Origin of the sequence: Actinomadura sp. 21ATH (assembly GCF_041951345.1) — a bacterium.
Lineage (GTDB): Bacteria > Actinomycetota > Actinomycetes > Streptosporangiales > Streptosporangiaceae > Spirillospora.
The window spans coordinates 79,529-100,074 of sequence record NZ_JBGNUR010000016.1; the positions used below are offsets into that span (position 1 = coordinate 79,529).

At 72.3% G+C, this 20,546-nt stretch carries 22 protein-coding genes; 9 read left to right on the forward strand and 13 right to left on the reverse strand.

All coding sequences use genetic code 11. The features are described from left to right. Positions 1-161: 161 nt before the first annotated feature. Positions 162-767, forward strand: coding sequence for a YHS domain protein (locus ACA361_RS33380; protein WP_375018711.1), 606 nt, complete (start codon positions 162-164; stop codon positions 765-767). Between the two features lie 8 nt (positions 768-775). Here the strand turns inward: ACA361_RS33380 and ACA361_RS33385 are convergent, their stop codons facing one another. Together ACA361_RS33385 and ACA361_RS33390 are read right to left on the reverse strand one after the other, a co-directional pair. Next, positions 776-1,588: a PP2C family protein-serine/threonine phosphatase gene (locus ACA361_RS33385; protein WP_375018713.1), complete on the reverse strand. Its 813-nt coding sequence runs from the start codon at positions 1,586-1,588 to the stop codon at positions 776-778. After that, entirely contained in the window at positions 1,585-1,917 is a 333-nt protein-coding gene (locus tag ACA361_RS33390; RefSeq protein ID WP_375018715.1) for a winged helix-turn-helix transcriptional regulator, read from the reverse strand. Before ACA361_RS33390 ends, ACA361_RS33385 begins: the two co-directional genes overlap by 4 nt. 107 nt (positions 1,918-2,024) lie before the next feature. Here ACA361_RS33390 and ACA361_RS33395 point away from each other — a divergent pair, with 107 nt between their 5' ends. Next, positions 2,025-2,903: an NAD(P)-dependent oxidoreductase gene (locus tag ACA361_RS33395; RefSeq protein WP_375018717.1), complete on the forward strand. Its 879-nt coding sequence runs from the start codon at positions 2,025-2,027 to the stop codon at positions 2,901-2,903. Here the strand turns inward: ACA361_RS33395 and ACA361_RS33400 are convergent. After that, positions 2,887-3,513 carry a TetR/AcrR family transcriptional regulator C-terminal domain-containing protein gene (locus ACA361_RS33400; protein ID WP_375018719.1) on the reverse strand — a complete coding sequence of 209 codons (627 nt, stop codon included), beginning with the start codon at positions 3,511-3,513 and terminating at the stop codon, positions 2,887-2,889. The genes ACA361_RS33395 and ACA361_RS33400 overlap by 17 nt on opposite strands. Before the next feature lie 107 nt (positions 3,514-3,620). Between ACA361_RS33400 and ACA361_RS33405 the strand changes: the two genes are divergently transcribed. Then, entirely contained in the window at positions 3,621-4,937 is a 1,317-nt protein-coding gene (locus ACA361_RS33405) for a DHA2 family efflux MFS transporter permease subunit (RefSeq protein ID WP_375018721.1), read from the forward strand. Between the two features lie 47 nt (positions 4,938-4,984). Here ACA361_RS33405 and ACA361_RS33410 read toward each other — a convergent pair whose 3' ends face one another. Both ACA361_RS33410 and ACA361_RS33415 read right to left on the reverse strand, forming a co-directional pair. Then, positions 4,985-5,461: a GNAT family N-acetyltransferase gene (locus ACA361_RS33410; RefSeq protein WP_375018722.1), complete on the reverse strand. Its 477-nt coding sequence runs from the start codon at positions 5,459-5,461 to the stop codon at positions 4,985-4,987. A gap of 413 nt (positions 5,462-5,874) precedes the next feature. Continuing rightward, a complete protein-coding gene (locus tag ACA361_RS33415) occupies positions 5,875-6,498 on the reverse strand; it encodes a helix-turn-helix domain-containing protein (RefSeq protein WP_375018724.1) in 624 nt (207 codons plus the stop codon). A gap of 54 nt (positions 6,499-6,552) precedes the next feature. Between ACA361_RS33415 and ACA361_RS33420 the strand changes: the two genes are divergently transcribed. Beyond that, complete coding sequence (locus tag ACA361_RS33420) at positions 6,553-6,912, forward strand: hypothetical protein (RefSeq protein WP_375018726.1); 360 nt, start codon at positions 6,553-6,555, stop codon at positions 6,910-6,912. A gap of 106 nt (positions 6,913-7,018) precedes the next feature. Here the strand turns inward: ACA361_RS33420 and ACA361_RS33425 are convergent, their stop codons facing one another. The 7 genes from ACA361_RS33425 to ACA361_RS33455 all read right to left on the reverse strand — a co-directional run bounded on the left by ACA361_RS33425 (position 7,019) and on the right by ACA361_RS33455 (position 13,831). After that, positions 7,019-7,540 (reverse strand): YbhB/YbcL family Raf kinase inhibitor-like protein, encoded by a 522-nt coding sequence (locus ACA361_RS33425; RefSeq protein ID WP_375018728.1) that lies wholly within the window; start codon positions 7,538-7,540, stop codon positions 7,019-7,021. 51 nt (positions 7,541-7,591) lie between these two features. Continuing rightward, positions 7,592-8,467: a carbohydrate ABC transporter permease gene (locus ACA361_RS33430; protein WP_375018730.1), complete on the reverse strand. Its 876-nt coding sequence runs from the start codon at positions 8,465-8,467 to the stop codon at positions 7,592-7,594. Next, positions 8,464-9,402, reverse strand: a complete 939-nt coding sequence (locus ACA361_RS33435; RefSeq protein WP_375018732.1) for a carbohydrate ABC transporter permease — start codon at positions 9,400-9,402, stop codon at positions 8,464-8,466. Before ACA361_RS33435 ends, ACA361_RS33430 begins: the two co-directional genes overlap by 4 nt. After that, entirely contained in the window at positions 9,399-10,385 is a 987-nt protein-coding gene (locus ACA361_RS33440) for an ABC transporter ATP-binding protein (protein WP_375018734.1), read from the reverse strand. Before ACA361_RS33440 ends, ACA361_RS33435 begins: the two co-directional genes overlap by 4 nt. An 86-nt stretch (positions 10,386-10,471) precedes the next feature. Next, a complete protein-coding gene (locus ACA361_RS33445) occupies positions 10,472-11,872 on the reverse strand; it encodes an ABC transporter substrate-binding protein (protein WP_375018736.1) in 1,401 nt (466 codons plus the stop codon). A 161-nt stretch (positions 11,873-12,033) separates the two neighbouring features. Continuing rightward, a complete protein-coding gene (locus tag ACA361_RS33450; protein ID WP_375018738.1) occupies positions 12,034-12,831 on the reverse strand; it encodes an ABC transporter ATP-binding protein in 798 nt (265 codons plus the stop codon). A gap of 25 nt (positions 12,832-12,856) precedes the next feature. Beyond that, positions 12,857-13,831: an ABC transporter permease gene (locus ACA361_RS33455; protein WP_375018740.1), complete on the reverse strand. Its 975-nt coding sequence runs from the start codon at positions 13,829-13,831 to the stop codon at positions 12,857-12,859. Between the two features lie 154 nt (positions 13,832-13,985). On the opposite strand from ACA361_RS33455, the gene ACA361_RS33460 reads away from it, so the two are divergent. The 3 genes from ACA361_RS33460 to ACA361_RS33470 all read left to right on the forward strand — a co-directional run bounded on the left by ACA361_RS33460 (position 13,986) and on the right by ACA361_RS33470 (position 16,452). Then, the gene (locus ACA361_RS33460; RefSeq protein WP_375018742.1) at positions 13,986-15,578 is read left to right on the forward strand and encodes a bifunctional phosphatase PAP2/diacylglycerol kinase family protein; all 1,593 of its coding nucleotides are present in this window, start codon (positions 13,986-13,988) and stop codon (positions 15,576-15,578) included. Positions 15,579-15,646: 68 nt separating this feature from the next. Beyond that, positions 15,647-15,871: a DUF6158 family protein gene (locus ACA361_RS33465; protein ID WP_375018743.1), complete on the forward strand. Its 225-nt coding sequence runs from the start codon at positions 15,647-15,649 to the stop codon at positions 15,869-15,871. 32 nt (positions 15,872-15,903) lie between these two features. Next, a complete protein-coding gene (locus tag ACA361_RS33470) occupies positions 15,904-16,452 on the forward strand; it encodes a YceI family protein (protein WP_375018745.1) in 549 nt (182 codons plus the stop codon). Positions 16,453-16,476: 24 nt separating this feature from the next. Here ACA361_RS33470 and ACA361_RS33475 read toward each other — a convergent pair whose 3' ends face one another. After that, positions 16,477-18,084: an ABC-F family ATP-binding cassette domain-containing protein gene (locus tag ACA361_RS33475; protein ID WP_375018747.1), complete on the reverse strand. Its 1,608-nt coding sequence runs from the start codon at positions 18,082-18,084 to the stop codon at positions 16,477-16,479. A 130-nt stretch (positions 18,085-18,214) separates the two neighbouring features. Here ACA361_RS33475 and ACA361_RS33480 point away from each other — a divergent pair, with 130 nt between their 5' ends. Both ACA361_RS33480 and proS read left to right on the forward strand, forming a co-directional pair. Beyond that, positions 18,215-19,003 (forward strand): hypothetical protein, encoded by a 789-nt coding sequence (locus ACA361_RS33480; protein WP_375018748.1) that lies wholly within the window; start codon positions 18,215-18,217, stop codon positions 19,001-19,003. A 62-nt stretch (positions 19,004-19,065) separates the two neighbouring features. Next, positions 19,066-20,514 (forward strand): proline--tRNA ligase, encoded by a 1,449-nt coding sequence (gene proS / locus ACA361_RS33485; RefSeq protein WP_375018750.1) that lies wholly within the window; start codon positions 19,066-19,068, stop codon positions 20,512-20,514. Positions 20,515-20,546: the final 32 nt, after the last annotated feature.

Below are 20,546 nucleotides of genomic sequence, written 5' to 3' on the forward strand. Positions count from 1 at the left end.
GTAACAGGGCGTCCAGCGCCCGGGCGGGCACCCAAGGCCGCCCGGGCCCTCGTCCGCCCATGCCACCGCGCTAAGGCCGCCGCCGTCCCCCGCCAGCCGGTCGTTTCCGGCTGCAAGGGGCGTGCAAGGCCGTTGACAGCGGGGTTCCGCAGGCTGGGCGCATGCTGTTCATCGAGATATTCGTACCGCCCGGCCGGCTCGACCTCTCCCGGCGCCGTCGGATCGCCTCCTCGCTGCTGCGCGGCATGACCGGGGACCCCGCCGCGGAGGAGGGGCTGGACGGCCGTTCCGGGGCCGTGTTCGCCTCCCGGTTCCATGTCGTCGTGCACGAGCCGGAGACGTGGGTGGTCGGCGAGAGCGCCGTCGAACGGGGCGGCCCCGCCCCGTACATGGTCCGGGTGCACGTGCCCGGGCCCTGGCGGAAGGACACGAGCGAGTACGTGATCGCCGCGTTCACGTCCAGGATCGTGGAGGTGGACCCGGACGCCGACGTCCAGGTGCACGTCCTCGGCGTCCCCGAAGGGAGCATCGGCGTCCGCGGGGAGGCGAAGACCTCCGCCGCGCTCGTCGAGATGATGAACGAGCCCCTCCAGCAGGACTACGCCGAGGGCAAGGCGGTCAGGGACCCGATGTGCGACATGCTCGTCCCCCTGGACACCGCCCCGACCCTGGAGTGGGAGGGGACGCTGTACGGCTTCTGCTGCGAGGGCTGCCGTACGGAGTTCGTCGAGAAGCAGCGGAAGAAGCGCGAGAAGGCCCGCGCCTGAGCCTCGGGTCAGCCGGGCAGGATGTCGCGGCGGACCGGGATGACCAGTGCGGTGACGTTGTCGTGGCCGCCGGCGTCCAGCGCGTACGCGACCAGGGAGCGGGCGCCGTCCAGGCCGGGCGACGGTAGCGCGGCGCGGAGCGAGCCGGCGTCGGGCAGGTAGCGCCACAGCCCGTCCGTGCACAGCAGGAGGGTCCCGGGGTCGCGCGGCCGGTGGCTGCGCACCCTGGGCGCCGGCTCGCCCGCGTCGGCGCCGAGCCAGGCGGCGAGGGCCTCGTGCTCGCCGGTGTCGTCCTCGGTGAGCGCCGTGCCGGGGCCCTCGTCCGGCAGCCAGTAGGCGCGGCTGTCGCCGACCCAGCAGGCCCAGACGCCGTCCGGGCCGGCGATCCCCGCGACATAGGTGCAGGCGGGGGCGGCGTTCACGGACGGGGCGAGGGCGGCGACCGCGCGGCCCGCCCGCACGGCGGCGTCCGCGAGCGCGTCCTCCGGGACGGCGCCCGCGCGCAGGCCCTCGCACAGCGCGGCGGCGCCGGCGTCCGCGGCGACCTGGGCGGCGCGGTCCGCCCGCGGAGACATGGAGACGCCGTCGCATACGACGCCGACCGTCCACGGGCCCGCCGCGGCCAGGACCATCGCGTCGGCGTTGACGCCGCGGCGCAGGCCCCGGTCGCTGACGCCCGCGGCGCCGCGGACGCTCGCCTCGAACCGGGCGCGGAACGCCGGCTGCGCCGTACCGCAGTCCCAGCAGTGGCCGTCGGGGGCGACGGTGCCGCCGCAGCGGACGCAGGCGGCCGCCCCTTTATCGGCCTCAGGGGCGGTCATCCGGGAATGGCCTCGATGTGCTTCATGTTCGCCTCGCCCCATTCCCCGAGCGGAATCAGAGCGGTTAGCAGGGAACGGCCCAGCTCGGTCATCGAGTACTCGACTTTGGGCGGCACCTCGCGGTAGACCTCCCGGTGCACCAGGCCGGCCGCCTCCATTTCCCGGAGTTGCAGGGTCAGCACCCGTTCGCTGATGCCGGGCAGCGACCGCCGCAGCTCACCGAACCGCAGCGGCCCGTCGTCCAGCGACCACAGCACCAGCACCTTCCACTTGCCGCCCATGACATCGATGGCGGCGTCGAGCCCGCAGGTGTAGGCCCTCTTCTTCATCGGCGCCCTCGCTTACTTATATGTCAGTACCCCACAAAATTGTCGGTACTTGTCGAACCAACACTAATGGCTCCAGCATGGACGGACACCGAACGACTGGAGTGATTGTGAACAGCGACCTCATGCCGGTGACCGTTCTCGGGCTCGGTTCCATGGGACGGGCGCTCGCCGAGGCGTACATCGACGCCGGTCATCCGACGACCGTGTGGAACCGCACCGCCGCGAAGGCGGCCCCGCTCGCCGCGAAGGGCGCCGCGCACGCGGCCTCGATCGAGGACGCCGTGGCGGCGAGCCCCCTGCTCATCACCTGCCTGACCACCTTCGGCGCCACCGTCGAGGCCCTGGAGCCGGCCGCCGCCGCACTGAAAGGACGCACGCTGGTCACGTTGAACAGCGGCGTCCCGTCCGATGCCGTGCAGGCCGCCGAATGGGCCGCCCGCCACGGAGCCCGCTTCTTGGGCGGAGCCATCAAGAACGTGCCCGACGCAGTAGGGGCACCGGACACCCTCCTGTACTACGGCGGCCCCAAGGAGGTCTTCGACGAACACAAGGAAACGCTGAAGGTCATGGGCGGCGACACCGTCCACCTGGGGGAGTCGCCCGACCTGGCGGCACTGTACGAGTCGGCCGTCGGCGCCACCCTGCTCCCGGCGCTCGTCGCCTTCCTCCAGGGCGCCGCCGTCGTCGCCGACCGCGGCCTGCCCGCCGCCACGCTCGTCCCGTACACGGTCAAGTGGCTGCAGATGATCGCCGAGGTGCTGCCCGGGCTCGCCGCCGAGATCGACGGCGGCGACTACACGGGCGCGACCCAGTCGGTCGGCCTCTTCCGCGACGCCGCCGCCGACGACCGCCGCGTCCTCCAGGAGGCCGGCGTCGACCACACGTCGCTCGCGCCCCTGCACGCCCTGCTCGAACGGGCCGTGACCGAGGGCCACCGCGACCACAGCATCGCGTCGCTCTTCGAGGTCCTCAGGAAGCCCGCCTGACGTCGGAGAAGGCGGCGAGGAACGTCCGTGCCGCCGCCTTCGCCACGTCCCGCAGCTCCTCGTCCGGTACGTCCCGCGTCCCCAGCCGCGACCGGGTCTCCGCCGGGCCGGTGAGCAGCGCGAGGAACTGCTCGGCGGCCAGCAGCGGATCGGGGGTGCGCAGCCGGCCGGCCAGCGACAGCCGCGCCAGCCGGTCGGCGAGGGCCTGCGCGACCCGGTCGGCCACCTGCCCCTGGACGATGTCGAGGAGGTCGGGGAACCGCCCGGCCTCGGCCGCCAGCAGCCGCCGCATCGCCCGCGAGCGCTCGTCGCAGTAGCACCGCGCCAGCAGGAAGCCGACCTCCTCCAGCTCCTCGCCGCTCTCCCGGAGCCGCTCCACGGCGGCGAGGTTCCGTTCCAGAGCGCTCTCGGCCAGCGCGCCGAACGTCGCGCGCAGCAGCGTCTCCTTGTCGCCGAAGTGGTTGTAGACGGTCGCCTTCGCCACGCCCGCCTCCGCCGCGATCACGTCCACCCCGGCCTGCGCGTACCCGTCCCGCGCGAACACCGCGAACGCCGCGTCCAGGATCGCCCGCCGCTTGTCGACCCGTCCCCGCCCGGTCAGCTCAGCCATGCCGCGCATCCTATCTGGACTCACCGGTCTGGTTTTGCGGTCGGACTTGTATAAGACTCACCAGTCTCCTAACTTAGACGCGCCAGTCTAGATTGGGGGACCTGCTCATGGAACGAGACGACCGCCTGTGGTGGATCACCGGCACGGTCCTGCTCGGCGGGATCATGGGGATCCTGGACGGGACCATGGTCGCCGCCGCGGCCGGCACCCTCGCCGCCGAGTTCGGCGCCTCGCTGGGCGCGATCGGCTGGGTGTCCACCGCCTACCTGCTCGCGCTCACGCTGACGATCCCGGTCACCACCTGGATCGCCGCCCGGCACGGCGGCAGGAGGCCGTGGCTGTGGGCGCTCGCCCTCTTCCTCGCCGCCTCGCTCGCGTGCGGGCTCGCCTGGAACGAGGCCGGCCTGATCGCGTTCCGCGTCGTCCAGGGGATCGGCGCCGGGATCCTCGACCCGCTCGTCCTGGTCCTCCTCGCCCGCGCCGCCGGCCCCGCCCGCGCGGGCCGCGTCATGGGCCTGATGGCCGGCGTCCTGTCCCTCGGCCCCGTACTCGGGCCCGTCGTCGGCGGCCTCGTCCTGGACACCCTCGGCTGGCGCTGGATGTTCCTGATCAACCTGCCGATCGGCGCGGCCGCCCTCCTCGGGGCGCTGCGGTTCCTCCCGCGCGACGCCCCGCCGCCCGGGAACGCGCCCCGCCTCGACGTGTTCGGCCTCGCCCTCCTCGCCCCCGGCTTCGCCGCGCTGATCCACGCCCTCTCGCACGGCACCACGCCCTGGCTCCTGCTGCCGCCCGCCGTCCTCCTGGCCGCCTACACCGCCCACGCCCTCCGCCGTACCGACCCGCTGATCGACCCCAGGCTGCTCGCCCGCCCCGGCTTCGCCGCGAGCGTCATCGCCATGGGCCTGACCGGCCTGGCGATGTACGCGATCCTCTTCGCGCTGCCCCTCTACCACCAGCGCGACCACGGCGCCCTCGCGGCGGGCCTCCTGCTCGCCCCGTTCGGCGTGGCCTCGGCCCTGGCGGCACCCGTCGCGGGCCGCCTGACCGAGCGGTACGGCCCGCGCGGCATCGTCCGTACGGGAACCCTCACGGCCCTGCTGGGCGCACTCGCCCTGACCCGCGCCGAGGGCCCGCTCTGGCCCACCCTCGCCGCCACCGTCGCGGGCATCGGCCTCGGCTTCGTCGGCGCCGCCACGATGGGCTCCCTCTACCGCGCCCTGCCCGCGCCGCTCGTGCCGCAGGGCAGCTCGCTCCTCTACATGCTCAACCAGCTGGGCGCCTCGATCGGCATCGCGGCCGTCACCCTGATCGTCCCCAGCTGGGGCCCGCATGCCGCGTACTGGCTGGTCACCGCCGCGGCCGTCCTCACCCTCGCGGGCACGCCCCTCCTCCCGGCCCGTCCGGAACGCCTCGTCAAGGCATGAGCGCCACTCAGGTGGGTGGACGGAACGCCGCCCACCCACCTGCGCGGTCAGAGCCGCTTGTAGTACGCGGCGACCGGGAAGAGGACGCAGCCGAGACTCTCGTAGAGAGCCCGCGCGGGGGCGTGGAAGGCGTCCCCGCCGGTACCGATCTCCACGACCTCGACGCCCCGCTCCTTCATGCCGGCGAACGCGTGCTCGCAGAGCACCGTCCCCAGATGATGGCGCCGGTACGACGTGTCCACGGCGAGCATGTAGATCTCCCCGTGCCGCCGCGCCACGTCGACGTTCCACGCCACGTAGCCCGCGACGGCACCGCCGACCTCCGCGACGGCCACGTACTTGCCCTGGTCAGGGGCATGAAGGCCCGGGACCGTCCTGCGGTAGTCTCCGCGCCAGTCGCCGTGCTCATGCGCGAGGATCGCGTCACCGACGATGCCGCGGAACGACTCGGTGTAGAACGGCCCGAACGTGTCGATCGTCAGCGCGATCAGTCGATCGAGGTCACCGGGCCGAAATGGACGCACGTCCATGAGAAGAAGTGCCTTTCGTCCGAGGGGTACGAACAAGCCCGGCCGGGGCAGCCCGTCTGCCCGGCCGGATCGTGCGGCTCGGAAGGAGCCACCCCTCAGCGGCGGAGACGCCCAGCGACAAAACACTCCATACGCCGGAGCCTACCCCGCGACCCAATCGCCGGACACCCAATACGTTGCGGGTCGGCGATACCCGACCATGATCCGCCTGTCGGCGTACCGCTGTGTTGACTCGTGGCGTGTCGTCCTCTTCCTGAGGCCGCCGGAGAGAGACACGCCACGAGTCAACACGCCGCCCGTGTCGGTGTCGAAGGCCGTCTGGCCGAACGGGGCGGGCAGTTCTCTGGCGGGGCGTGCAGGGCGGTTTCGTGACATGGGGAGGGGCATCGAAGCGAGGCGGTGCTCGTTCAGCGGCGGAGGGACGCCGGGGTGCGCCCCAGCAGGGAACGGGCCGTGCGGGTCAGGTGGGGCTGGTCGGCGAAGCCCGCGGCGGCCGCGGCGGTGGCGACCGTCGTGCGGGACAGGCCCGCGATGGCGGTGCGGAGGCGGGCCCACCGGCGCAGCTGGACGAGGGGGACGCCGGCGGACTCGCGGACGAGGGCGCGCAGGCGCGGTGGCGACAACCCGACTCCGGCGGCGACGGACGGCAGGGGGACGTCCGGGGACGCGGCCAGCGCGCGGGCGACGCGCGGGTCGAGGGGGCGGCCGGGGCCGGTGAGGCCGGTCACGGCGGCGAGGGTGGGCGTGCCGAGCAGGTGCCGGACGGTCGCGGAGTCGAGCGGGGTCAGGCCCAGGCCGGGCGGCAGCAGCCAGGGGTCGACGAAGAGGGCCGTGAAGCCGGAGTCCGCCGTGCAGGCGTGCGCGAGACCCGGCGGGACGATCACGCCGGGCGCGGCGAGCGGCCTCTCCCCGGGGACGCGGACCTCGGCGCGGCCGCCGGCCGGCAGGACGATCTTCCATACCGGGTGCCGGTGCTCGGTGACGGCGAACGGCGTGCTCTGCGAGAACACCGTGAGCCCGGGGGCGAGCACCAGGCGATCGTTCCGTTCAAGCCCCGGCGGGCCGGCGGGGGAGAGGGTCGGGGCATGCAGACCTTCGCCGCCGTTTCGCTGGCCGTCTTCCTGATCGTCGTTGGGATCGCGCATTTCGTGTTCCCCGGCTACTTCCGCTCGCTGGTCCCCGCCTGGATCAGGGGACCCGGAACGATCGTCGCACTCAGCGGGGCGGCGGAGATACTGACCGGCGGGCTGGTGCTCGTCCACCGGGCGGCGGGCGGATGGGCGGCCGCCGCGCTGATCACCGGCTACCTGGCGTCCCATCTGGACGCGCTGTGGCGCGCGCGGGCCGACCGGCCCAGGATGCTGGAACGGCCCGCGGGCACGGCCGGCAGGCTGGCCGTCAACCTGCTCTACATCGCCTGGGCGCTGGCGGTGGCCACCGGATGAGGCGCCCGAGGGCCTCAGGAACGGTCCGAGTTCATCGGGAAGAAGCGTTCGGTGCCCGCTGTGCCGCGAGGCCGCCCCGCGGGGCGGCCTCGCGGCGCGAGCGCGTTCAGGAGCCGTAGACCGGGGTGATGACGGCGCGGGCGAGGGTGTGGGCGGTGATGTTGAAGCCGACGACGGCCGGGGAGGTGTCGGCGTCCAGGCCGAGCGACTCCACGTCCAGGGCGTGGACGGCGAAGGCGTAGCGGTGCGGGTCGCCGGGCGGCGGGGCCGCGCCGCCGAACGCGTTCACGCCGAAGTCGTTGCGGGCCTGCACGCCGACCTTGAGGTCCGCGGTCCCGGCGCCGGTCGGCAGCTGGGTCACCTCGGTCGGGACGTCGAACAGGACCCAGTGCCAGAACCCGCTGCCGGTGGGCGCGTCGGGGTCGAAGCACGTGACCGCGAAGCTCTTGGTCTCCGGCGGGTATCCGGACCAGGCGAGATGCGGGGACCTGTTCTCGCCGCTGAAGCCCCAGCCGTCGAAGACGTGCGTGTTCGAGAGCCGCTCGCCCTCGGCCACGTCGTCGCTGGTGACGGTGAACGACGGCACCTCGGGCAGGTAGTCGTACGGCATCGGCGCCTTGCCGGGCATGGCGACCTCCTCGTCAGTGGATCTGCGTGCCCTCCATACCTATCAGTGCGGTCAGGTCTTGACGGCGCCCATGGTGAAGCCTGTGACGAACCGGTCCAGGAACAGGTTGAACAGCACGGCGATCGGCACCGCCATGATCACGGTGGACGCCTGGAGCGACTGCCAGAAGAAGACGTCCCCGCGGATGAGCTGGGTCGGGACGCCGGTGCTGACGACCATCGTCGGGCTGGACGACACGAACGCCAGCGCGTACACGAACTCGCTCGCCGTCAGCGTGAACGCGAAGACGACCACCGCGACGATGCCGGGGAACACCAGCGGCAGCACGGCCCGCCGGAACGCGCCGAGGCGGGAGTGGCCGTCCACCATGGCCTGCTCCTCGATGTCCTTCGGCACGGCCTTCAGGAAGCCGATCAGCAGCCAGACCGAGACCGGGACGGTGATCGACGGATAGACGACGATCATCGACCAGAGCGTGTCCTCCAGGCCCAGCCCCACCACGACGCGGGTCAGGGACAGGAAGAGCAGCGACGGCGGCACCAGGTAGACCAGGAAGATCGCGATGCCCATCGGGGTGCCCCACGGGCGGTTCAGCCGGGCCAGGCTGTACGCGGCGGGCAGCGACAGCGCGAGCGTCAGCAGCACGACCGCCAGGCCGACCAGGAGCGTGTTCCACACGAACGTCAGGAACGGCGTGTCGTTCAGCAGGTACGTCACGTGGTCCGGTGTCGCGGGCTCGTTGAACAGGAACGGGCTGCTCTCCGGGTTGTACAGGTCCCGGTTCTGCTTGAACGCGCTGACCAGGCTCCACAGGAACGGCAGCGCGCAGACCAGCGCGGCCAGGATCGCGGCCCCGTACACGCCGCAGCGGGCGGCGGCGTGGCGGCGGGCGTACCTGCGGCGCAGCACGGCGGTGTCGGTGGTCATTCCGCCCCCAGGCGGCGGACGGCGCGCAGGATCGCGATGGCGCCCGCGAGCAGGATCGGGAAGAGGAAGAGCGCGATCGCCGCGCCCTGGCCGACGTCGCCGCCCTCGATGCCGCGGAAGTACGCCCAAGACGCCAGCGTGTCGGTGGCGTGCGTGGGGCCGCCGCGGGTGAGCACGTACGAGACGGTCATGTCGGTGAACGTCATGATCGCGCCGAACAGCCCGGCCACCGCGATCACCGGCAGCGCCAGCGGGACGGTGATCTCGAACATCCGGCGCCAGAAGCCCGCCCCGTCGATCCGGGCGGCCTCGTCGATGTCGCGCGGGATCGCGATCAGCCCGGCCATCACGATCACGGCGGCCAGCGGGGTGAGCCGCCACACGTGCACGGCGATGACCGAGGCCATCGCGGTGCCGGGGCCGCCCAGCCAGACGACGTTCTCCTCGATCATCCCGAGGTGGCGGAGCACCCAGTCGATCGGGGAGTAGATCGAGTCCAGGAACCACAGCCACGAGATCGTCGACAGCGCCACCGGGGTCGTCCAGGGGAGCAGCACCAGGAAGCGGACGAACCACTTGCCGCGGAAGTCGGCGATCAGGATGTTGGCGAGGATCTTGCTGAGCACCACGATCAGCACCATCGAGATGAGCGTGAACACCAGCGTGTTGCGCAGCGACCGCCAGAACACCCGGTCACCGAAGATCGCGTCGAAGTTGCCGAAGCCCACCCAGTCGAACGACGGGTCGCCGGTCGTGACGTCCGAGAACGCGAACGCGATCGCCAGCACGAACGGCACCCCGACCAGCGCGAGGATGTAGACGACCGAGGGCAGCAGCATCGCCCACGCCAGGAACCCGTCCCGGTCCGCGAGCGTGACCCGCCGCCGCGCGCCCGCCTTCCCCGTGCCCGCCGTGCCCGCGTCCGCCGCGCTCATGGCCCGATCCGTACGGGATCGGTCCGGGTGCCCTCCTCGGCGTGGAAGAACCGCAGCCGGTCCTCCGCCACCGCGAATCCGTGCGTCTCGCCCGGCTCCAGCGGCACGGTCACCGTCGCCGGCAGCCGGGCGATCACCCGGGTCTCGGCGCCGATGCCGGTGACGGTCCCGTACACGTGCCGGTCGCCCGACAGGTACTCCATCCGGTCCACCTGGAGCGGCATCGTCACCCGCTCCCCGGGGACGATCTCCGCGGGCAGCAGGTGCTCGGGCCGGAACCCGACCAGCGCGTCCCCGTGCCGGACCAGGTTCATCGGGGGCGAGCCGATGAACGTGGCCACGAACGTGTCGGCCGGGTCGTCGTACACCTCGGCCGGCGTCCCCACCTGCCGGACCCGGCCGCGCTCCAGCACCGCGATCCGGTCGCCGAGCCCCATCGCCTCGGCCTGGTCGTGCGTCACGTAGATCGTCGTGGTGCCGATCCGCTCCTGGAACCGGCGCAGCTCGTCGCGGGCGCTCGCGCGCATCTTGGCGTCCAGGTTGGACAGCGGCTCGTCCAGCAGGAACACCGCCGGGTCCCGGACGAGCGCCCGCGCCAGCGCCACCCGCTGCCGCTCCCCGCCCGACAGCTGCCGCGGCTTGCGGCGCAGCAGCGGCTCGATCCCCAGCAGCTCCGCCGACCACCGCGCCTTCTTCTCGCGCTCGTCCTTCGGCGTCTTCTCGGCCTTCAGCGGGAACACGATGTTGTCCATGACGGTCTTGTGCGGGTACAGGGCGTACGACTGGAACACCATCGCGACCTGCCGCACCCGCGGCGGCAGCCCGTTCACCACCTGGTCGCCGATCAGCACCTCGCCGCCGGTCGGCTGCTCCAGCCCCGCGATCGTCCGCAGCAGCGTCGTCTTCCCGCACCCGGACGGCCCCAGCAGCACCAGGTACTCCCCGGCCGCGGCGGCAAGGTCCACCCCGTCCAGGGCCCTCACCTGATCACCGGCCCCCCGCCGCCGCCGAACATGCCCATCGAACGTCTTGACCAGACCTCTGACTTCGACGGCGCTCATGGAGTCCCTCAGCCCCCCACCAGGCCGCGCTTGCGCCAGGCGGCGAAGATCTTGTTGATCTGGCCCTCGGCCTCGATCACCGCCTGCTTCGCGGTGACCTGGCCGCGGGCGGCGCGGCCGAACATGGTGGGCAGCACGTTGGTGCTGAAGATCTCGCCGATCGCCGGGTTGGACGGGCCCGGGTAGCCGATGTTGGCGCTCCAGGACGTCGCGTTCTTCAGCAGGCTGAGCTTGTTGGCGGGCTTGGCGCCGTACGGGTCGTTGTCGAGCCAGCCGTTCAGCTGCGGGACCAGGGACGGCCAGCCGGGCAGGTCGTACAGCTCCGAGTGGTACGTGACCGCCGGGAAGTTGGCCGTGTAGTGCAGCAGGAACTCCTTGGCCGCGTCGGGGTTGCCGGCGTGCTTCGGCACGATCCACTGCTGGATGACGTGCTGGGCGGCCATCGCGGCGCGCGGCCCGCGCAGCGCGGGGGTGAAGAAGATGTCGTCGCCGATCTGCCGGTTGGTGCCCATAGCGGTGCGCCAGGCGGAGATCGAGTTGAGGATGTACGACGACTTGCCCGCGATCAGCGCCTGGTTGTTGGACGCCGGGACCCAGGAGAAGACCTCCTCGGTCTCGGCCTCCCTGAACAGCCGCGTCATGAACTCCACGGCGGCGACGGCGGCGTCGGAGTTGATCGTGACGCGCTCGTTGGCGTCCTGCTCGGCGGCCCCGTACGACCACAGCAGCGCCCGCGCGGCCATGTTGGAGTCGGTCTCGGGGGAGAGCCCGATGCCGCACGGGACGCCGGTGGTCCGCTTGATCTCGGCGGCGCCGCGCAGCAGCTCGTCCCAGCTGCCGGGCCCGTTCGGCATCCCGACCTTCTGCCACATCGACCGGCGGTAGTCGCCCGGGTCGGGCGACCAGCCGGGGGTGTAGCAGTAGAACCGCTTGGTGTTGGGGTTGTAGCTGGACTTGCGGCACAGCTCCAGCTGCTGCCCCCAGCGCCGGTTGGCCTCCTGGACGACGTCGGCCATGTCCAGCACCGACGGCTCGTACTGGGAGAACGGCGCGATGTGCTGGATCAGGTCGTGGCCCTTGCCGGCCTGGATCTCCGACGCCGCCCGGCGCGGGACGTCCACGGTGTTGATGTGGTCGACCCGCACGGTGACGCCGACGCGCTTGCCCCAGTCGGCGGCGAACCTGTCGAACCACTTGTCGTGGCGGGGGACGAAGTGGCTCCACATCAGCACGCTGAGGGAGCCGCTCAGTTTCCTGCCGGGGGCGGTGAAGACCTCCTTGGGAGCGCCGCCGGTGTTCTTGGCCTGGGGCCCGCTGGTCTCGCTGGCGCATCCGGCGGCGAGGCCGTACGCGCCCGCCGCGAGCGCCGTGGAGGACAGGAAGCCGCGCCTGCTGAGCCGATCCGTCATGGGAGTGCTCCTCGCGCCGAAGGTCTCCCCCGAAGGTCTTCACCTTCGAAAGTAGATCGGCAAGGACGCCTCATCCAGAGACGAATCGGTAACTCTGCGTAACTCCTGTCACTCGGTGCTCAGGAGCCCCGGCAGGCGCGCGGGCCTTCTTTCCGGCGGCGCTACTTCCCGGTGGCCTCGGTGTAGGCGCGGAGGACTTCCTTGGGGTCGCCGTCCATCTTCATCCGGCCGTCGTCGAGCCAGATGACGCGGTTGCAGGTCTCCTCGATGACGTCCAGGTTGTGCGCCACGAGGAAGACCGCGCCGGCGTCCCGCCGCAGCTCGTCGATCTTGTCCTTGCTGCGCTTCTTGAACTTGGCGTCGCCGGTGGCCAGCGCCTCGTCGATCAGCATCACGTCGTGCGTGCGGGCCGCCGCGATGGCGAACCGCAGGCGGGCGCCCATCCCCGACGAGTAGGTCGACATCGGGTAGTCGATGAAGCCCTTCTTCAGGTCGGCGAACTTGACGATGGACTCGTACTTGGCCTTGGTCTCCTCCTGGCTGAGGCCCATGGCGAGGCAGCCCAGGATGATGTTGCGGGAGCCCGACAGGTCGCGCATCAGCGCGGCGTTCACGCCCAGCAGCGACGGCTGGCCCTGGGTGTAGACGGCGCCGCGGGCCGGCGGCAGCAGCCCGGCGATGGCCTTGAGCAGCGTCGACTTGCCCGATCCGTTGGTGCCGATGACGCCGATCGCGTCGCCGCGGTACGCGACGAACGAGACGCCCTTGACCGCGTGCACCTCGGTCGTCTGCGGCCGGTTCTGCCGCCGCACGATGCGCAGCAGCGCGCTCGCGGCCGTGCCCTTGCCGCCGCCCCCGCTGTAGACGCGGTAGACGATGTGCAGGCCGTCCACGACCACGATCGGCTCCCGGGTGGGGTCGAGGACCACCTCGGGCTGCTGTGACGCGGATCCGGACACCCGTGCCTTCTCCTTCAGAGACGCCTTAGCCACGGCCGTACCTCTCCTCCGCACGGTAGAAGTACCAGAAACCCCCGAGGAAGGCGATCAAGGCCCACACGACGGCGTACAGCCAGAGCCTGGTGTAGTCGACGTCGTACGGGACCAGGTCCTCGCGGAAGCTCTTCATCAGCGAGGTCCGCATCAGCTCGATGTAGACCGCGCCGGGGTTGGCCTCCAGGATCGGCCCCACCCAGGCGTACCCCTTGTCGGCGAACTTCTGCCCCATCTGCGGGATCAGGAAGAACACGCCGGAGAAGTACAGCCACGACCGGGTGATGAACGGCAGCAACTGCTGGATGTCGCGGACGAACGCGCCCGCGCGGGCGATCGCCAGGCTGATCCCGACGTTGAACAGCAGCTGGAGCAGCAGCACCGGCACCATCAGCAGCCAGTGCACGGTGATCGGCTCGCCGGTGGCCAGCACGATCACCAGCAGCACGGCCATGGAGATCAGCAACTGCTGCAGCTCCATCAGCACGTGCGCGAACGGCAGCGACGCGCGCGGGAAGTGCAGGGCCCGGATCAGCGACAGGTTGTTGCCGATCGACTTGGCCCCCGCGGTCAGCGACCGCTGCGTGAACGTGAAGACGAACACGCCGGTGATGAGGAACGCCGTGTAGTTGTCGATCCCGCGGTTGGTGCCGATCAGCACCCCGAAGATCAGGTAGTAGACGGCGGCGTTCAGGAGGGGGGTGAGGACCTGCCACAGCTGGCCCAGCCGGGAGCTGGTGTACGTGGAGGCGGTCTTGGCGGAGGCGAAGTTCCAGATGAACGTGCGCCGCTGCCACAGCGACCGCACGTACTTGCGCGGCGAGGGGCGCGCCGCGCTCTGGGTCAGACCGTGCCGGGCGGCGAATTCGGCCAGCGACTCGCTGCTGCGTCCGTTCATGTGAGGATGCTCCGCGATAGCGCCGACCGGCTCGCCACCCGAGGTGCTGAGCCGTTCCGGGTGACTCATGCGGGAAGCCTATTGCAGTCCACACTATGTGAGGGACGTTCGCCCATATGTGACCCCCGTTTTGAGATCTTTGGGGAATCATGTCCGACCTCCTGGGGATACCCCCGACATGCAGGCCCATCACCATCCGCACTCGAACCGGTCACGGCGCGTAATGTTGGCATCTCGTTATGCATCCCGTTACGCGCCGTCCGACCGGCACCGCCGGCGGACCCCGTCGATCTACCGCAAGGGCCCGCTGCGCCGACTCGGCCGCCTGGACCGCTGGGCGTTCGACCGGGTCGCGGCGGCCCACCTGCCCGGCCTGGAGTACGTGCTGCCGCGGCTGTCGCGGTCGGCCGACCACGGCGTGCTGTGGTTCACCACGGCCGGCACGCTGAGCCTGACCGGGCGGGCGCGGCTCCGGCGCGCGGCGCTGCGCGGCTCGATCGCGGTCGCGGTGGCGAGCCCGGTGGTGAACGTGCTGGGCAAGCAGGCGTTCCGGCGGGCCCGGCCGGTCGTGGACCTGGTGCCGCCGATCCGGATCCGGTGGAAGCTGCCGACCTCGCACGCGTTCCCGTCCGGGCACTCGGCGTCGGCGGCGGCGTTCGCCACGGGGGTCGCGATGGAGGCGCCGCGGGCGGTCGCGGCGCCGATCGCCGTGGCGGCCGGGGCGGTCGCGTTCGCGCGGGTCTACACCGGTGCCCACTACCCGGGGGACGTGCTCGCGGGCCTCGGGATCGGCGCCGCCGCGGCGCTGGGCACCCGGCTGGTCTGGCCGGCCCGGCCGCCGGTGGCGCGGATCACCCGGACCGCCACCGAGAAGGTGACCATCACCGGTGACGGGCAGGGCGTGGTCGTGGTGATCAACGCCGGGGCGGGCGCGACCGCGGGCTCGGCCGGCATGCCGCTGCTGCCGAGCACCGCCGAGAGCGCCGTCGCCGTCTTCCAGCGCGAGCTGCCCGCCGCGCGGATCATCTGGCCCGGCCCGGACGAGGACCTGGACAAGGTCGTCGACGAGGCCGCCGGGCAGGCCGAGATCCTCGCCGTGATCGGCGGCGACGGCACGGTGAACGCCGCCGCACGCGCCGCCATGCGGCACGGCGTCCCGCTGCTGCCCGTGCCCGGCGGCACGTTCGACCACTTCGCCCGCGCGCTGGGCATCGAGACCGTCGCCGACGCGGTCGCGGCGTACCGGGGCGGCCGGCTGGGCCGGGTCGACCTCGGGCTCATCGCCCGGGGCGACGACCCGGGCGGCGACGCCGAGGGCATGGTGTTCCTGAACACCGTCGGCTTCGGCGCGTACACCGAGCTCGTCGAGCGCCGCGAGCGGCTGGAGGGCCGGCTCGGCAAGTGGCCCGCGCTGATGGTGGCGGCGCTGCGGACGTTCCGCCACTCCGAGCCGGTGCCGATGCTCGTGAACGGCCGCAAGCGCCGGGTCTGGCTGGCGTTCGTGGGCAACTGCGCGTACGGCTCGCGCGGCCCGGCCCCCACCTGGCGCGAGCACCTGGACGACGGGCAGCTCGACATCCGCATGGTCACGACGGGCGCGCGCGTGCCGCGCCTGCGCGCCCTGGCCGCCGTCCTGGCGGGCCACCTGCACGTGACGCCCGGCTACCGGGCCTGGCACGGCTCCACGCTGGAGCTGGTCTCCCGGGACGGCGACCTCAGCGTGGCCCGCGACGGCGAGCTGACCGCGCTCTCCCGGGCGGTCCACATCAGCAAGCGCCCCGGATCGCTGGCCGTTTTCTGCCCGCCGACTCACTGACGAAGGTCCCGATTCGCGGCCGTGCGGCCGGGTACGACGCGACCATGGTGGCTTCGGAGAGGGGAACGATGACGACCGACGGAGTCGAGCCGGCCGTGCTCAGCGACGAGGATCTGCTGCGGGAGCTGCGCCGTCTCGGCGAGACGCGCCTGGACGCCCTGCGCCACGCGTCCGACCAGGCGCTCGAGGAGCACACGCACCGGACGAAGCAGCTGGAGGACGAGTACCTGCGCCGGATGCCCGAGCGCGAGATCGATCCGGCCCGGCTGCGGGAGGGCGCGCGGAGCCGTTGACCCCGGCGCGCTCCGGACGGGAGGCTGACCGCATGGCGACGATCGAGCTGGGCCCGGCGAGCGGGCGGCTGCTGATCAGGACCGGGCGGAGCGGGCTGGGCCGCCGGGCCGGCCACGACCTCGTGATCGAGGCCGCGCGCTGGTCCGGCACCGTGACGCTGGCCGGGGACGACCTGGCCGGCGCCGCGGCCGAGGGCTCCTCCGTTCAGATCACGGTGCCGGTGGCCGGCCTGGAGGTACGGGAGGGGACCGGCGGGGTCCTGCCGCTGTCCGACCAGGACCGCGGTGAGATCACCGCCAACCTCCGCAAGGTGCTCCAGGCCGACCGGTACCCGGAGATCACCTTCCGGTCGACGGGGGTCCGCGGCACGGCGGCGGAGTTCACCGTCGAGGGGGAGCTGACGGTCATGGGCCGGTCCGAGCCCCTGTCCGTGCGGGCCGCGGGCGGCGACCGGGTCACGGGCGAGGCGACGGTCAAGCAGACCCGCTGGGGCATCAAGCCGTACTCGGCGCTCTTCGGCGCGCTCAAGCTGGCCGACGACGTCCAGGTGACGTTCGACCTGGACGTGCGCCCTGGCTAGCCGGCCGGCCGGCCGACCAGCCGGCTAGCGGGTGCGGGCGACGCGGGACTCGTCCCAGACCGGCTCCGGCGCCTCGTACACCGAGCCGTCGGAGCCGAACACCAGGAACCGGTCGAACGACCGCGCGAACCACCGGTCGTGCGTCACCGCGAGGACGGTGCCCTCGTACGACTCCAGCCCTTCCTGGAGGGCCTCCGCGCTCGCCAGGTCGAGGTTGTCGGTGGGCTCGTCGAGGAGCAGCAGCGTGGCCCCGCCCAGCTCCAGCAGGAGGATCTGCAGCCGCGCCTGCTGGCCGCCAGACAGCGTCTCGAACGGCTGCTCCGCGCACACCTGGAGCTCGTAGCGGGCCAGGGCGTTCATCGCCTCGTTCCGCAGCCGCGCGTGCTCGGTCATGACGATCTCGCAGGGCGTGCGGTCCTCCAGGTCGGGCCGCGCGTGGGTCTGCGCGAACAGCCCGGGCACGACCCGCGCGCCCAGCCGGGCCACGCCGGTGTGCGCGACATCGTCCCCGGCCAGCAGCCGCAGGAAGTGGGACTTGCCGGACCCGTTGGAGCCGAGGACGGCGACGCGCTCGCCGTACCAGACCTCCGTGCCGAACGGCCGCATCAGCCCGGTCAGCTCCAGGTCCTCGCAGATCACCGCGCGCTTGCCGGTGCGGCCGCCGCGCAGCCGCATCTTGAGGTTCTGGTCGCGCGGCGGGATCTCCGGCGGGCCGGCCTCCTCGAACCTGCGCAGCCGCGTCTGCGCCGCCTGGTAGCGGGACGCCATCGAGTCGTTGTAGGACGCCTTCTGCTTGAGCGTGTTCACCAGCTCCTTGAGCTTGGCGTGCTCCTCGTCCCAGCGGCGGCGCAGCTCTTCGAGTCGCTCGTTGCGGTCCGCGCGGGCCCGCGCGTACGTGGCGAAGCCGCCGCCGTGCACCCACGCCTTCCCGGCCTCCACCGTGATGATCCGCCGGGCGGCCCGGTCGAGCAGCTCCCGGTCGTGCGAGATCAGCAGGACGGTCTTGGGCGTCTCCCGGAGCCGCTCCTCCAGCCACCGCTTGCCCGGAACGTCCAGGTAGTTGTCCGGCTCGTCCAGGAGGAGCACCTCGTCGGTCCCCCGCAGCAGGGCCTCCAGGACCAGCCGCTTCTGCTCGCCGCCCGACAGCGTCCGCACCTCGCGGTAACGGCACCGGTCGTACGGGACGCCCAGCGCGGCCACGCAGCAGGCGTCCCACAGCACCTCGGCCTCGTAGCCGCCCGCGTCGCCCCACGTGCTGAGCGCGTTGGCGTACCGCATCTGCGCGGGCTCGTCGTCGCGCTCCATCATGGCCAGCTCGGCGGCCTCCAGCACCGCCGCCGCCTCCCGGACACGCGGCGGCGCGACCGAGACGAGCAGGTCGGTCACGGACGACTCGTCGCGGACGTTCCCGACGAACTGCCGCATGACGCCGAGCCCGCCGCTGTGCGAGACCGTCCCGGCCTGCGGGGCCAGGTCTCCGGCGATCATCCGTACCAGTGTGGTCTTCCCGGCACCGTTCGGCCCGACCAGCGCGGCGACGTCCCCCTCGCCGACGCGGAACGACACGTCGTCCAGCAGGATCCGCCCATCGGGCAGCACGAACTCGACATGCCCGACCTCGACGTGCCCCACGTTCCCCCCTCGCGCTCGGCCTCCGAGTCTGCGAAGCCGGGCCGCCGGAAGGCAAGGGGTTTTCCGTCGCGGCCGGTCAGGGCCCGGTTAACCGTTCGCCACCAAGATCTACAAATGGGACGATAGGGACATGGCCCACGCCTCCGCGCCCTGGATCCTGCGCAGCAGGGTGATGTCCCTCCTCATCCTTCTGGGCGCTCTCGCCGCGGCCGGAGGGATGGCCTTCGCCGCCGCGACGGAGGCGCCGGGCGGCGACCGCGACCTGCGGGCCTACAGGGCGGCGGCGCCCTGCCCGCCCGGGGCCGCCGTGCCGTTCGAGGCCACCGAATGCCGCCGGACGCAGCAGTACACGGTCGCCGCCGTCCACCTGACGCGCAAGCGCGGCGAGCTGGACCGCACGGTCCTGACGGACGCCCACGGCGCCAGGTGGGAGGCGGCCTACACCTCCAGGAAGCCCGTCCTGCAACTGCTCAGCGAGGGCGACCGGATCACCGGCACCCTCTGGCGCGGCCGGCTGGTCGAGATCGCGGCGGAGGGCGAGACCCAGATGACCGACGCCGGCCCGGACGACATGCGCGCGCGGCTCCTCATCGGCGCCCTGCTCGTCATCCCTCCGGCCCTCGTCGCGGCGGCCGCCTGCGCCTGGCGCCTGGCCCGCCTCGCCGCGGACCCGACCCCGGGCATGGCCGCCACCCTCGCCCTCGCCGGCGGCCTGCTCGTCGGCGGCATCTTCACCCCCCTCGTGCTCGCCGCCGGCGAAGAGGAGCGGTTCTGGCCGGTGGCGGCGGCCTGGCTCCCCATGGCCGCAATCATGACCATCGCCGCCCGCGCCTACGTCCTCCGCGTACGCGAGACCGCCGCCGGGTCCGCGGCGGGCCAGCCGGGTCCGCGCGGCCGCCTTCGGGCCGGGCGGCGTTGATGACCTTGATGTACGGCGGGAATGCGTCCTGGCGGGGTGTCGAGAGTTAGTACGCTCGGAGGGTGAGTCGAGAAGGTGTGACGCCGCAGAGCGAGGATTTCTCCGCCTGGTACAACGAGCTGGTCATCAAGGCCCAGCTGGTCGACCGCGGACCGGTGCGCGGCACGATGGTGATCCGGCCGTACGGCTACCGGGTCTGGGAGCTGCTCCAGGCCGACCTGGACCGGCGGATCAAGGACGCCGGGCACGACAACGCGGTGTTCCCGCTGTTCATCCCGGAGTCCTACCTCAAGCGCGAGGCCGAGCACGTCGAGGGGTTCTCCCCCGAGCTGGCCGTGGTGACGATCGCGGGCGGCAAGGAGCTGGAGGAGCCGCTGGTCGTGCGGCCCACCTCCGAGACCGTCATCGGCGAGTACATGGCCAAGTGGATCGACTCGCACCGCGACCTGCCGCTGCTGCTGAACCAGTGGGCCAACGTGGTCCGGTGGGAGATGCGGCCGCGGATGTTCCTGCGGACGACCGAGTTCCTCTGGCAGGAGGGCCACACCGCGCACATCGACGAGGCCGACGCGATGCGCGAGACGATGTGGGCGCTGGACGCCTACACGGCGGTGGCCCGCGAGCTGGGCGCGATCCCGGTCGTGCCGGGGGAGAAGACGCCGGGCGAGCGGTTCGCCGGCGCGGTCCGCACGTACACGATCGAGGGCATGATGCGGGACGGCCGGGCGCTCCAGTCCGGCACCTCGCACTACCTGGGCACCAACTTCGCCAAGGCGTTCGAGATCCAGTACCAGGACGAGGCGGGCAAGCTCCAGCTGGCCCACACCACGTCGTGGGGGCTGAGCACCCGCATGATCGGCGGCGTGATCATGACGCACGGCGACGACAAGGGCCTGGTGCTGCCGCCGCGGCTGGCGCCCTACCAGGTCGTGGTCGTGCCGATCGGGCGCAAGGAGCAGGGCGAGCAGGCCGCCGCCGAGGCCCGCCGGCTCGGCGACGCGATCAAGATGATGGGCATCCGCGTCCACGTGGACGACAACCGGCCGCAGCTGTCGCCCGGGTTCAAGTTCAACGAGTGGGAGATGCGCGGCGTCCCGGTCCGGATCGAGCTGGGCAAGCGCGACCTGGAGAACGGCGTCGCGACCGTCGTCCGGCGCCTGCCCACCGAGGAGGGCCAGGGCAAGGAGCAGATCCCGCTGGAGAAGGTGCCGGAGCTGCTGCCTGGGATACTGGCCGACTTCCAGTCGTTCCTGCTGGCCCGCGCCGAGGCGTTCCGGGACGAGCACACCGCCGTGGTCGACGACTTCGAGGCGTTCAAGGGGCAGGTCGAGGGCGGCTGGGCGACGGCCTTCCACTGCGGCCGGCCCGAGTGCGAGGACGAGATCAAGGCCGACACCGCCGCGACCCCGCGGGTCATCCCGGCCGACGCGGCGGAGGAGACCGGCGAGTGCGTCAAGTGCGGGCGGCCGTCCGCGTACGGCAAGCGCGTGATCTTCGGTAAGGCGTACTGACGGCGCGACGATCGGCGCCCCCGGACGGTCCC